This is a genomic window from Citrobacter sp. CK198 (genome assembly GCF_030333295.1).
In the GTDB taxonomy this organism is placed as follows: domain Bacteria; phylum Pseudomonadota; class Gammaproteobacteria; order Enterobacterales; family Enterobacteriaceae; genus Citrobacter_B; species Citrobacter_B koseri.
Map to the genome: position 1 here is coordinate 234,570 of NZ_JAOWGE010000028.1, position 13,009 is coordinate 247,578.

A 13,009-nucleotide genomic window follows, 5' to 3' on the forward strand; every position below is an offset into this window, starting at 1 on the left:
CCGCGCCAGACTTCTCCCGCCCTTCAGAGCTTTGCAGAAATTGTTTTACAAAAATGGCGATGCAATCTGTTGTGCGGGATGGGATGATAACCCACTTTTAAACGCCCGTTGATGACATTAGTCCCGACATCGCCTCGGGTTCAGGTATACTGACAGGCTTATTTATATTCATCCGTAATACCCAGGGGGAAAACTTGCAGGGTAAAGCACTCCAGGATTTTGTAATCGACAAAATTGATGACCTGAAAGGTCAGGACATCATCACCTTAGATGTTCAGGGTAAATCCAGTATCACCGACTGCATGATTATCTGCACCGGTACATCCAGCCGTCACGTTATGTCTATTGCTGACCACGTTGTACAGGAATCTCGCGCGGCGGGCATGTTGCCGCTTGGCGTTGAAGGTGAAAGCGTAGCCGACTGGATTGTCGTTGACCTGGGTGATGTGATTGTCCATGTCATGCAGGAAGAGAGCCGTCGCCTGTATGAACTGGAAAAACTCTGGAGTTAATGCGTGAAGCTTCAACTTGTCGCTGTCGGTACGAAAATGCCCGACTGGGTACAAACCGGTTTTACGGAGTATCTCCGGCGTTTTCCGAAAGACATGCCGTTTGAGCTGATCGAAATTCCAGCGGGCAAACGCGGCAAGAACGCGGATATTAAACGTATTCTCGACAAAGAGGGTGAGCAGATGCTGGCGGCCGCAGGCAAAAACCGTATCGTCACCCTTGATATCCCAGGGAAACCCTGGGACACGCCGCAGCTGGCGACTGAGCTGGAGCGCTGGAAGCTGGATGGTCGCGACGTCAGTCTCCTGATTGGCGGCCCTGAGGGGTTGTCTCCGGCCTGTAAAGCGGCGGCGGAACAAAGCTGGTCACTTTCTGCGTTAACCCTCCCCCACCCGCTGGTTCGGGTGCTGGTGGCAGAGAGTCTGTACCGGGCGTGGAGCATTACCACCAACCACCCTTATCACCGTGAGTGATTATTAAGCCTTGAGTAGATTAAGCAGCGGATGAAACTACAGAATTCTTTTCGCGACTATACGGCTGAGTCCGCGCTGTTCGTGCGCCGGGCGCTGGTCGCTTTTTTGGGTATTTTGCTGCTGACCGGCGTGCTCATCGCCAACCTTTATAATCTGCAAATCGTGCGTTTTACTGATTACCAGACCCGCTCGAACGAAAACCGCATCAAACTGGTCCCTATCGCCCCCAGCCGTGGGATCATCTATGACCGTAACGGCATCCCCCTCGCCCTCAACCGCACTATTTATCAGATAGAAATGATGCCGGAGAAGGTCGATAACGTTCAGCAAACGCTGGATGCGTTACGCAGCGTGGTCGATTTGAACGACGATGACATTGCCGCGTTCAAGAAAGAGCGCGCACGTTCACACCGTTTTACCTCTATTCCCGTCAAAACGAACCTGACCGAAGTGCAGGTCGCGCGTTTTGCCGTCAATCAGTACCGTTTTCCTGGCGTGGAAGTGAAAGGCTACAAGCGCCGCTACTATCCTTACAACTCCGCGCTGACCCACGTCATCGGCTACGTTTCGAAGATTAACGATAAAGACGTCGAACGCCTTGATAAAGACGGTAAGCTGGCCAACTACGCCGCCACGCACGATATCGGCAAGCTGGGGATTGAGCGCTATTACGAAGAGGTGCTGCACGGCCAGACGGGTTATGAAGAGGTTGAAGTCAACAACCGTGGCCGCGTCATCCGTCAGCTTAAAGAGGTGCCGCCGCAGGCCGGGCATGACATCCATCTCACAATTGACCTGAAACTCCAGCAATATATTGAAACGCTGCTGGCGGGCAGCCGCGCCGCCGTGATCGTAACCGACCCACGGACAGGCGGCGTACTGGCGCTGGTTTCCATGCCGAGCTACGACCCGAACCTGTTTGTGGATGGCATCTCCAGCAAAGATTACTCAGGGTTGCTCAACGACCCGAATACGCCGCTGGTTAACCGGGCGACGCAAGGTGTTTACCCGCCGGCCTCAACGGTTAAACCGTATGTCGCGGTGTCCGCTTTAAGCGCTGGGGTGATCACCCGTAATACCAGCCTGTTCGACCCCGGATGGTGGCAGTTGCCGGGTTCTGAGAAGCGTTACCGCGACTGGAAAAAATGGGGTCACGGTCATCTGAATATCACCAAATCCCTTGAAGAGTCAGCGGATACCTTCTTCTACCAGGTGGCCTATGACATGGGGATAGACCGACTCTCCGAGTGGATGAGCAAATTTGGATACGGGGAATATACCGGCATCGATCTGGCTGAAGAGCGTTCCGGCAATATGCCAACCCGTGAATGGAAGCAAAAACGCTTTAAAAAGCCGTGGTATCAGGGCGATACCATCCCGGTGGGCATCGGCCAGGGTTACTGGACGGCAACCCCGATCCAGATGAGCAAAGCGCTGATGATCCTGATTAACGACGGGGTGGTAAAAGTGCCGCATCTGCTGATGAGCACGGCGGAGAATGGCAAACGGGTGCCGTGGGTACAGCCGCACGAACCGCCTGTCGGCGATATTCACTCCGGTTACTGGGAAATTGCCAAAGACGGCATGTACGGCGTCGCAAACCGCGCTAACGGCACTGCGCATAAATATTTCGCCAGCGCGCCGTATAAAATCGCCGCGAAGTCTGGTACGGCGCAGGTCTTTGGCCTGAAAGCCAACGAAACCTACAACGCGCACAAAATTGCTGAACGACTACGCGACCATAAACTGATGACGGCATTCGCGCCGTATAACAATCCCCAGGTTGCTGTCGCCATAATCCTGGAAAACGGCGGCGCGGGCCCGGCTGTCGGTACAATCATGCGTCAGATTCTTGACCACATCATGTTGGGCGACAACAACACCAATTTGCCTGCGGAAAACCCGGCGGTTGCAGCGGCGGAGGACCAATAATCGTGACGGATAATCCGAACAAAAAAACATTCTGGGATAAAATCCATATCGATCCCACAATGTTACTGATTCTGCTGGCGCTGCTGGTTTACAGTTCATTAGTCATCTGGAGCGCCAGCGGCCAGGATATTGGCATGATGGAGCGAAAAATCGGTCAGATCGCGATGGGTCTGGTCATTATGGTGGTGATGGCGCAAATCCCGCCTCGTGTCTACGAAGGATGGGCGCCCTATCTCTATATTTTCTGCATCATCCTGCTGGTGGCGGTAGACGCCTTCGGGGCGATATCCAAAGGAGCGCAACGCTGGCTGGATCTGGGGATCGTCCGTTTTCAGCCTTCTGAAATCGCCAAGATCGCCGTCCCCCTGATGGTGGCGCGCTTTATCAACCGTGATGTCTGCCCGCCGTCGCTGAAAAACACGGCTATCGCGCTGGTATTGATTTTTATGCCGACTCTGCTGGTCGCCGCGCAGCCTGACCTGGGCACCTCGATTCTGGTCGCCCTTTCCGGCCTGTTCGTGCTGTTTTTGTCTGGTTTGAGCTGGCGTTTAATCGGCATTGCGGTGGTGCTGATTGCCGCGTTTATCCCGATCATGTGGTTCTTCCTGATGCATGATTATCAGCGCCAGCGCGTCATGATGCTTCTCGACCCGGAGACCGACCCTTTAGGCGCGGGTTATCATATCATCCAGTCTAAAATTGCGATTGGCTCCGGCGGCCTGCGCGGTAAAGGCTGGCTGCACGGCACTCAGTCGCAGCTTGAGTTTTTACCCGAACGCCACACCGACTTTATCTTCGCCGTACTGGCGGAAGAGTTAGGCCTGGTGGGAATATTAATCCTGCTGGCGCTCTACATTCTGCTGATTATGCGCGGACTGTGGATCGCTGCCCGCGCGCAAACCACCTTTGGTCGCGTGATGGCCGGTGGTTTAATGTTGATATTATTCGTTTATGTCTTCGTAAATATTGGTATGGTGAGCGGTATTCTGCCCGTTGTAGGGGTTCCACTCCCGCTGGTCAGTTACGGAGGCTCCGCACTGATAGTGCTGATGGCCGGGTTCGGGATTGTTATGTCGATCCACACCCACAGAAAAATGTTGTCGAAAAGCGTGTAAGGGGTGCGCAATGCGTAAGCAGTTGCCAGGAGTCTGCGTCGCGGCAGGAATAATGTTACTCGCGGCGTGTTCGAGTGATGATGGTCAGCAGCAGGTTGCCGTCGCGCCGCAGCCTGCGGTGTGTAACGGGCCGATTGTTGAGATCGGCGGGGCGGAGCCACGTTATGAACCTCTGAGCCCGACAGCAAATCAGGATTATCAACGAGACGGTAGAAGCTACAAAATTGTCCAGGACCCGTCTCGCTTTAGCCAGGCCGGGCTTGCCGCCATTTATGATGCGGAACCCGGCAGCAATTTGACCGCATCAGGCGAAGCGTTTGACCCGATGCAGCTCACCGCTGCGCATCCAACGCTGCCGATCCCGAGCTATGCGCGAATCACGAATCTGGCGAATGGCCGGATGATCGTGGTACGCATTAACGATCGCGGCCCTTACGGTAACGATCGGGTGATTTCACTCTCCCGCGCGGCGGCCGATCGTCTGAATACGTCGAATAACACCAAAGTCCGCGTTGATCCCATTATCGTTGCGCAGGATGGTTCACTGTCAGGGCCAGGCATGGCCTGCACGACAGTGGCGAAACAGACCTACGCCCTGCCCGCGCGCCCTGATTTAAGCGGCGGCATGGGCAGCGTCTCTTCCGCGCCGGAATCGGTACAGCCGCAAGGCGATGTCCGGGCGATAAGCAATTCGACGCTGAAAAGCGATGACCCGAGCGGCGCACCGGTCAACAGCAGCGGCTTCCTTGGCGCGCCGACCACGCTCGCCTCCGGGGTGCTCGAAGGCAGCGAAGCAACGCCCGCGCCACAGCCCGCCGTAGCGACACCCGCCGCGCCGGTAACGGCTCCTGGTTCGACTCAGGGCGCAGTCGCTGCCCCGACGCCGGCTCCAGCTCCGGCCGCCGCAAGCAGCGGTTTCGTGGTTCAGGTTGGCGCGGTCAGCGATCAAACGCGCGCGCAGCAGTACCAGCAGCGTTTAAGCCAGCAGTTTGGCGTACCGGGGCGTGTGATGCAAAACGGCGCGGTCTGGCGCATTCAGCTTGGGCCATTCGCCAGCAAAACTGAAGCCAGCGCGTTGCAGCAGCGTCTGCAATCTGAAGCCCAGTTACAGTCCTTTATCGCCAGCGCGCAGTAGCCTGCAAAGGGCATCTGAATTGTCAATTTCTGTAAATGACATTAACAAAGTCACGCGGAAAGTCAGATGCCTGCCGGTTATGCTTTTGCTATAGTAGGGCACTTTTTTTAATTCCATCACGGACGTCGTAGTTCAGACCATGAAGACCACTTTTTCCGCTCGTTTCATGCAGCGCATGGCGCTCACCACGGCTCTTTGCGCCGCCTTTATCACAAGCGCGCATGCCGATGACCTGAATATCAAAACCATGATCCCAGGCGTTCCGCAGATCGATGCGGAGTCGTATATCCTGATCGACTACAACTCCGGCAAAGTGCTGGCGGAACAAAATGCGGATACGCGCCGCGATCCCGCCAGCCTGACCAAAATGATGACCAGCTATGTCATCGGCCAGGCGATGAAAGCAGGGAAATTTAAAGAGACCGATCTAGTGACGATCGGCAACGACGCCTGGGCTACCGGCAACCCGGTATTTAAAGGCTCATCCCTGATGTTCCTGAAACCGGGTATGCAAGTTCCTGTTTCCCAGTTAATCCGTGGTATTAACCTGCAATCCGGCAACGACGCCTGCGTGGCGATGGCCGACTTTGCCGCCGGCAGCCAGGATGCCTTCGTCGGGCTGATGAACAGCTATGTGAATGCCCTGGGTCTGAAAAACACCCACTTCCAGACCGTTCATGGCCTGGATGCTGATGGACAATACAGCTCTGCGCGCGACATGGCGCTGATCGGTCAGGCGTTAATCCGCGATGTGCCAAACGAATACTCCATCTACAAAGAAAAAGAGTTCACCTTCAACGGGATTCGCCAGTTAAACCGCAATGGTCTGCTGTGGGACAACAGCCTGAACGTTGACGGGATCAAAACCGGCCACACGGATAAAGCCGGCTACAACCTCGTGGCGTCGGCAACTGAAGGCCAGATGCGCCTGATCTCTGCGGTGATGGGTGGACGTACCTACAAAGGTCGTGAAACAGAAAGCAAAAAACTGCTGACCTGGGGCTTCCGCTTCTTTGAAACCGTAAACCCGCTGAAAGTCGGGAAAGAGTTTGCCTCTGAACCGGCCTGGTTTGGCGATACCGACCGCGCCTCGCTGGGTGTGGATAAAGACGTCTATCTGACTATCCCTCGCGGCCGCATGAAAGATCTGAAAGCCAGCTACGTGCTGAACACGGCTGAACTGCATGCCCCGTTGCAGAAAAACCAGGTCGTCGGCACAATCAACTTCCAATTGGATGGCAAAACCATTGAGCAGCGCCCGCTGGTGGTACTACAGGAAATTCCTGAAGGTAACTTCTTCGGCAAAATCATTGATTACATTAAATTAATGTTCCATCACTGGTTTGGTTAAAAATTAAGCACTTGAAAGTGTGATTTCCATCCCCATATACTGAGTATCCTGATAACTCCCACACGCTGTGGGAGTTATTATTTTTTGATGTAATGCCGGAGCTGACATGAAAACCAAACTTAACGAACTGCTTGAATTCCCTACGCCATTTACTTACAAAGTAATGGGGCAGGCGTTGCCTGAGCTGGTTGATCAGGTGGTTGAAGTGGTACAGCGCCATGCGCCAGGTGATTACTCCCCGACGGTAAAACCGAGCAGCAAAGGTAACTACCACTCGGTCTCTATCACCATCAACGCAACCCATATCGAGCAGGTTGAAACACTGTACGAAGAACTGGGTAATATCGATATCGTTCGTATGGTGCTGTAATACATCCGTTCGTTACCCGGCGTTGCCCGGGTAACATCCTCCCCCGCTGTGATATACTTTTCTCCCTCTTTTGTTCATTCTCTACGGAGATGCCGTTTTGTATCAGGATAAAATTCTTGTCCGCCAGCTCGGTCTTCAGCCCTACGAACCCGTTTCCCAGGCCATGCACGAATTCACCGATACCCGCGATGAAAACACGCCCGATGAGATCTGGTTAGTTGAGCACTTTCCTGTTTTCACCCAGGGTCAGGCCGGTAAAGCGGAGCATGTATTAATGCCCGGCGATATTCCGGTGATCCAGAGCGATCGTGGCGGGCAAGTCACCTATCACGGCCCCGGCCAGCAGGTAATGTATGTTCTGCTGAATCTTAAACGCCGTAAGCTGGGCGTGCGGGAGCTGGTAACGCTGCTGGAACAAACCGTCGTCAATACGCTTGCCGAACTGGGTATTGATGCGCATCCGCGAGCCGATGCGCCCGGAGTTTATGTGGGAGAAAAAAAGATCTGCTCACTGGGTTTACGAATCCGTCGCGGCTGCTCTTTTCATGGTCTGGCATTAAACGTCAATATGGATCTCTCTCCGTTCTTACGCATCAATCCTTGCGGTTATGCCGGGATGGAAATGGCGAAAATATCGCAATGGGATAATAACGCAACGACGGATAATATTGCCCCTCGCCTGTTGGCCAATATTTTAGCCCTGCTAAACAATCCACCTCATGAATATATTCCTGCTTAATCAATAAAATATAATGACCCACGCAATTCATGGGTCATTAACTATATATTGCTTGAATGCTTTACTTCTCCGCCCGGTTTCTATATTTTCGTTATGCCTAAGCTAAAACCGTCAATGACGCAACCTCATCAGCCATCAGAATGAGGGGATTCGCCGTGGCTAAAATCCGAATGTACTGTTTGTTACCCTGTTGAAATTGTTACTGATATTGACATTCAGGCGATATTTAAGCCAAATCAAAAATGCAATAAATATAAACCCTACTATTATTTATAACGTGAATAAATTCGGAGCGAGAGCGTGAATGATAATAATCTGCCGGGACGACGTCTAATCGAGCAACGGCCAGAAGACAAACCTCAAATTTTCAGAACGCTGAGAAATATTGACCTTAATCTCTTGACTATTTTTGAAGCGGTATACGTTCATAAAGGCATCGTCAATGCTGCGAAAATTCTTAATTTAACGCCATCCGCTATTAGCCAGTCTATTCAAAAATTACGCGCTATATTTCCCGACCCGCTATTTATCCGTAAAGGCCAGGGCGTGACCCCGACGGCCTATGCCACCCATCTGCATGAGTATATTAGCCAGGGGCTGGAATCTATTCTGGGCGCGCTGGATCTGACCGGCAGTTACGACAAACAGCGCACCATCACGATAGGCACGTCTCCCTCTATCGGGGCGTTAGTCATGCCAACCATCTATCAGGCGATCAAATCCCGGTATCCGCAGCTTCTGTTACGCAACATTCCGGTAAGCGACGCCGAATGCCAGCTCAGCCAGTTTCAGACCGATTTGGTCATCGATACCCATATCTACAGTAGTCGGGCCATTCATCACCATGTGCTGTTTGCCGATACTGTTGAGCTGGTTTGTCGCCAGGATCACCCTTCACTTTCCGCCCCGCTAACCGAAGAGAAGCTGAAAGCGGTCGACCATACTCTGCTGATGCTCGAAGGGCAGAATTTCAGCCTGGTGCGTCAGCGTATCCAGGACCTCTTCCCTGAACGACAAATCAACTTTAGCAGCTACAACATCTTCACCATTGCCTCACTCATCGCCAGCAGCGACCTGCTGGGGATGATGCCCACCCGGTTCTACACCTTATTTAGCCGTTGCTGGCCGCTCAAGCGCATTCCCTATGCGCCACTAAGCGATGAGAGAATCGACTTTTCGCTGCATTACAACAAATTAAGCTTGCGTGACCCGGTGCTGGAGAATGTTATTGATGTAATACGCGATGCGTTTCGAACGGGAGATGTTGCTGCTTAGTCACAGGAGATGTTGGGCAAATGGCACAAAACAACAACTATTTTACATTTTGCCGACCACTCAGGCTGCTTTATGGCCCGTTTCAATGATATACTGCCTGTAGTTAATTCAAAAATAGTTGATAAATACAACATTCCCTTGAATTGAAACGCTTTCCTTCGTTATTCGCAACTGGAACACGCACGCTATGAGTAAACCCATTGTGATGGAACGCGGTGTTAAATACCGCGATGCCGATAAGATGGCCCTTATCCCGGTTAAAAATGTGGCAACAGAGCGCGAAGCCCTGCTGCGTAAACCGGAATGGATGAAAATAAAGCTTCCAGCGGACTCCACTCGTATCCAGGGCATCAAAGCGGCAATGCGCAAAAATGGCCTGCATTCTGTCTGCGAGGAAGCCTCTTGCCCTAACCTGGCGGAATGTTTCAATCACGGAACCGCCACCTTTATGATCCTCGGCGCGATTTGTACCCGCCGTTGCCCGTTCTGTGACGTTGCCCACGGTCGCCCTGTCGCCCCGGATACCAACGAACCGTTAAAACTGGCTCAGACGATTGCAGATATGGCGTTACGCTATGTGGTTATCACCTCCGTTGACCGCGATGATCTGCGCGATGGCGGCGCTCAGCACTTTGCTGACTGCATTACCGCGATTCGTGAAAAAAGCCCGGCAATTAAAATTGAAACGCTGGTGCCTGACTTCCGTGGCCGTATGGATCGCGCACTGGAGATCCTTAACGCCACTCCGCCAGATGTCTTCAACCATAACCTTGAAAACGTACCGCGTGTCTATCGTCAGGTACGCCCAGGCGCCGATTACAACTGGTCGCTGAAGCTGCTGGAGCGTTTCAAAGAGGCCCACCCGGAAATCCCAACCAAATCGGGTCTGATGGTCGGTCTGGGAGAAACCAACGCTGAAATCATTGAGGTTATGCGCGACTTGCGCCGTCATGGCGTCACCATGCTGACGCTGGGCCAGTATTTACAGCCAAGCCGCCATCACCTGCCGGTACAGCGTTATGTTAGCCCGGAAGAGTTCGATGAGATGAAAGCCGAAGCCATAGCGATGGGCTTTACCCATGCCGCCTGCGGGCCGTTTGTTCGTTCTTCTTACCATGCAGACATGCAGGCGAAAGGACTGGAAGTGAAGTGATCGAGTAATACTCGCTTACATTTAACGCATAAAAAACCCGCTTAAACGCGGGTTTTTTCTCTTCAGAGTCCGATGAAGGAGCATCCTGCTCGCGTCATGATCACTCTTTATGAGAGAGTTTCTCAGCCTGAATATCGCCGCCCGCTTCTTTTTTCGCGCCAGCGTCTTCATCATTCATCGCCTTTTTGAAACCTTTAATTGCCGTGCCCAGGTCTCCGCCCAGCGTACGTAACTTCCTGGTACCAAACAGCAGAACGACCAGTGCGGCAACCACCAGCAGTTTGGTAATACTAATCTCACCCATAGATACCTTCTTGACTTAAAATCAGGCGGCTTAACGCGCCATATTAACCTGAGAATATTAACGGTCATTCGACGCGCGCACACAATAGCAATCTGTAACAAGGTGAATCAAGCTTAGTTTAAAAAAACATCATAATAATTGCGGTGGCGCAAAACGACGGTTACGTAAAACGGGAAGTTGCGCCCGAACTTGCCTGACGCGCTCGGCGGAGACCTCGGCCATAATCAGCGCCGGAGTCTCTGCCGCAGCGGCTATTGTGACGCCAAACGGATCGACGATTCGGCTTTGACCGATATTTTTGTTGCCGCACTCCCCTGCGGCAACGATATAGCAGGTTGAATCCAGCGCTCTCGCCGCCAGCAAGGTCGCCCAGTGATGCTCTTTCAGCGCTCCTCTTACCCAGGCGGCAGGCAGCACCAGAATGTCAGCCCCCTGCAAAGCCAGCGCCAGAGCCAGCTCCGGGAAGCGCAGGTCATAGCAGGTCATTAACCCAACTTTGATCCCCTCAACATCCAGCAGCGGGGCAATGGTGTCGCCTGCATCAACGCTGCGGGACTCCTGAATCGAAAAAGCATCGTACAAATGCAGCTTGGCGTAGTGCGCAACAATCTTTCCCCCACACAACGCAACCTGCATGTTGAATGCCCGCCCCGACGTTGAAGGAACATGAATCGTCAGGATTGTCGTCATCGTATTGCGCGCGCTCTCACGCAGCAAGCAGCGCAAAAATCCGCCCTCCAGTAGCTGCGCGGACTTAACCGACAGATCGGGATCGCGATCGTCGCGAGCCAGCAGCGCCTCAGGCAACACCAGTAAGGAAACGCCATTTTCTGCCGCCTGAGACATTAACGAAACGCATGTTTCGGCGTTCTTTTCCCAGACCGACGCCACGGCAAATTGTCCTGCTGCAACGAGCATACTCCCCTCCGACCAGATTCGTTAAACTCGCCAAAGATGTTTATTCGGCGTTACACTCATCCCATATACAATCAAATAGCAGGAATATTCAGTGTTACAACTCCTTTTAGCAGTTTTTATTGGCGGTGGTACAGGAAGCGTAGCGAGATGGATGTTGAGTATGCGGTTTAATCCGCTTCATCAGTCCATTCCGTTCGGCACCCTGACGGCGAATTTGATCGGCGCCTTCATCATCGGTATGGGCTTCGCCTTATTTAGTCGCATGACGAATATTGATCCGATGTGGAAGGTGTTGATTACCACCGGTTTTTGCGGCGGCCTGACCACGTTTTCCACCTTCTCAGCGGAAGTTGTTTTTTTGCTCCAGGATGGGCGTTTTGGCTGGGCGATGGTGAATATACTGGTCAACCTGCTCGGGTCATTTGCCATGACCGCGCTTGCGTTTTGGCTGTTTTCGGCATCCACCGCGCATTAAGGGCATAAAAAAACCCGCCAGTTGGCGGGTTTTGGAATTCTTGCTGTCGTATGCTTACAGAGCGATTACGTTAGCAGCAGAAGGGCCTTTGGCACCGTTAGTGATTTCGAACTCTACGCGCTGACCTTCAGCCAGAGTTTTAAAACCATTAGTCTGGATTGCAGAGAAGTGTACGAACACGTCTTTGCTGCCATCTTCCGGAGTAATGAAACCGAATCCTTTGGATTCATTAAACCACTTAACGTTACCTTTAATCTTAGACATCAAAATTACCTTTACATGAAAAATAGACACAAATGCTGTGTCGGGTACCAGTACATCAATTGTGGTGCATTTTGTCCAGTCCAACTTTGCCAAAAAGTGATAAATATCGCGTTATTTTTTAGATTTTTTGTACTACCTATTGTTTTATAACGCTATTTTATATACCACTAACAAGGCATATCACTCATCAAAACTGGAAACGCATCCAGGCAAAGTAGACGTTACCGTTGTTATACGTACCGGGGATGTAGGTCATCTGGAACGTTGCCGGACCGTAGCCTATCGAGGCTAACGGCAACAGAACCGGCACCGGAATGTACTTCCAGTTATCACGCGCCGTTGCGCCAGCGGTAAATCCCAGCCCCATGTGGAAGTTTTCATCTGCCAGAGGTCGCCAGGTTTTTTCCCAACCGTAACCGCCGATAGGCTCCCACTTATTGAAGGAGTCTTTAAACGCCATGATGTAAAGCCCATGCCAGTTGCCTTTATCATCCCAGCGAGACTGACCAAACCCTGCCCCCCACGGGCGCTCATTGTAGCGATCCGTTTTTTCTTTATCGTAGGCAAACCGCGCATGCCAGGTAATGGCCGGCACGTACAAATCATAATGCTCGGGTTGTTGCCAGGTTTCCGACACATTATCTTTCAGCGTATCAAACCAGCCTTTATCTGCTGAAAAGGCCTGGGGCAGAAGGGCGAATTGCACAAAGAGAAATGAAAGAACAAGAAAATATTTTTTAGCGACAATCACAACTTAATTACCATCCTGGAGTTCAATACCGATCGTAGCAAAACGAACCTGAATGGAATCTTAACAAAAAACAGGTAACGAAAAATCAGAAAACTCCCCTTTGCAATAACGAACCCGCTTATTTCCCGTTTATTTCATACGGATCATCGCCGTTTACTGAAACTTTTTATCATCAGGAAAGGGAATCTGGCCTGTTATAATTCTGTACACCACCCCATCATTAACATTACATTCCCATAAAAAT

The 13,009-nt window shown here is 52.1% G+C and carries 15 protein-coding genes; 11 read left to right on the forward strand and 4 right to left on the reverse strand.

Annotated elements, in window-relative coordinates:
• Positions 1 to 194 precede the first annotated feature (194 nt).
• From rsfS to lipA, 10 genes are all read left to right on the forward strand, one after another.
• Entirely contained in the window at positions 195 to 512 is a 318-nt protein-coding gene (rsfS, locus tag OGY62_RS07610; protein ID WP_012133350.1) for a ribosome silencing factor, read from the forward strand.
• A gap of 3 nt (positions 513 to 515) precedes the next feature.
• Positions 516 to 983, forward strand: a complete 468-nt coding sequence (gene rlmH / locus OGY62_RS07615) for a 23S rRNA (pseudouridine(1915)-N(3))-methyltransferase RlmH (protein WP_003022725.1) — start codon at positions 516 to 518, stop codon at positions 981 to 983.
• A 30-nt stretch (positions 984 to 1,013) separates the two neighbouring features.
• Complete coding sequence (mrdA, locus tag OGY62_RS07620; protein ID WP_286459450.1) at positions 1,014 to 2,915, forward strand: peptidoglycan DD-transpeptidase MrdA; 1,902 nt, start codon at positions 1,014 to 1,016, stop codon at positions 2,913 to 2,915.
• Between the two features lie 2 nt (positions 2,916 to 2,917).
• A complete protein-coding gene (mrdB, locus tag OGY62_RS07625) occupies positions 2,918 to 4,030 on the forward strand; it encodes a peptidoglycan glycosyltransferase MrdB (RefSeq protein ID WP_012133352.1) in 1,113 nt (370 codons plus the stop codon).
• A gap of 10 nt (positions 4,031 to 4,040) precedes the next feature.
• The gene (gene rlpA / locus OGY62_RS07630) at positions 4,041 to 5,165 is read left to right on the forward strand and encodes an endolytic peptidoglycan transglycosylase RlpA (RefSeq protein WP_286459452.1); all 1,125 of its coding nucleotides are present in this window, start codon (positions 4,041 to 4,043) and stop codon (positions 5,163 to 5,165) included.
• Positions 5,166 to 5,304: 139 nt separating this feature from the next.
• Positions 5,305 to 6,516, forward strand: a complete 1,212-nt coding sequence (gene dacA / locus OGY62_RS07635) for a D-alanyl-D-alanine carboxypeptidase DacA (RefSeq protein ID WP_012133355.1) — start codon at positions 5,305 to 5,307, stop codon at positions 6,514 to 6,516.
• A gap of 106 nt (positions 6,517 to 6,622) precedes the next feature.
• Complete coding sequence (ybeD, locus tag OGY62_RS07640; protein ID WP_000850547.1) at positions 6,623 to 6,886, forward strand: DUF493 family protein YbeD; 264 nt, start codon at positions 6,623 to 6,625, stop codon at positions 6,884 to 6,886.
• A gap of 97 nt (positions 6,887 to 6,983) precedes the next feature.
• Positions 6,984 to 7,625 (forward strand): lipoyl(octanoyl) transferase LipB, encoded by a 642-nt coding sequence (gene lipB, locus OGY62_RS07645; RefSeq protein WP_047458192.1) that lies wholly within the window; start codon positions 6,984 to 6,986, stop codon positions 7,623 to 7,625.
• Between the two features lie 300 nt (positions 7,626 to 7,925).
• Entirely contained in the window at positions 7,926 to 8,900 is a 975-nt protein-coding gene (locus tag OGY62_RS07650; RefSeq protein WP_286459454.1) for a YbeF family transcriptional regulator, read from the forward strand.
• Positions 8,901 to 9,087: 187 nt separating this feature from the next.
• Positions 9,088 to 10,053 (forward strand): lipoyl synthase, encoded by a 966-nt coding sequence (lipA, locus tag OGY62_RS07655; RefSeq protein ID WP_286459456.1) that lies wholly within the window; start codon positions 9,088 to 9,090, stop codon positions 10,051 to 10,053.
• Positions 10,054 to 10,153: 100 nt separating this feature from the next.
• Here lipA and tatE read toward each other — a convergent pair whose 3' ends face one another.
• Together tatE and OGY62_RS07665 are read right to left on the reverse strand one after the other, a co-directional pair.
• The gene (gene tatE / locus OGY62_RS07660) at positions 10,154 to 10,357 is read right to left on the reverse strand and encodes a twin-arginine translocase subunit TatE (protein ID WP_012133359.1); all 204 of its coding nucleotides are present in this window, start codon (positions 10,355 to 10,357) and stop codon (positions 10,154 to 10,156) included.
• A 129-nt stretch (positions 10,358 to 10,486) separates the two neighbouring features.
• Positions 10,487 to 11,275 (reverse strand): deaminated glutathione amidase, encoded by a 789-nt coding sequence (locus OGY62_RS07665; protein WP_286459458.1) that lies wholly within the window; start codon positions 11,273 to 11,275, stop codon positions 10,487 to 10,489.
• A gap of 91 nt (positions 11,276 to 11,366) precedes the next feature.
• Here OGY62_RS07665 and crcB point away from each other — a divergent pair, with 91 nt between their 5' ends.
• Positions 11,367 to 11,750: a fluoride efflux transporter CrcB gene (crcB, locus tag OGY62_RS07670; protein ID WP_024130549.1), complete on the forward strand. Its 384-nt coding sequence runs from the start codon at positions 11,367 to 11,369 to the stop codon at positions 11,748 to 11,750.
• Positions 11,751 to 11,804: 54 nt separating this feature from the next.
• On the opposite strand, the gene cspE is transcribed toward crcB, so the two are convergent.
• Together cspE and pagP are read right to left on the reverse strand one after the other, a co-directional pair.
• Complete coding sequence (gene cspE / locus OGY62_RS07675; RefSeq protein ID WP_000034825.1) at positions 11,805 to 12,014, reverse strand: transcription antiterminator/RNA stability regulator CspE; 210 nt, start codon at positions 12,012 to 12,014, stop codon at positions 11,805 to 11,807.
• Between the two features lie 187 nt (positions 12,015 to 12,201).
• Entirely contained in the window at positions 12,202 to 12,765 is a 564-nt protein-coding gene (pagP, locus tag OGY62_RS07680) for a lipid IV(A) palmitoyltransferase PagP (protein ID WP_012133363.1), read from the reverse strand.
• Positions 12,766 to 13,009 lie beyond the last annotated feature (244 nt).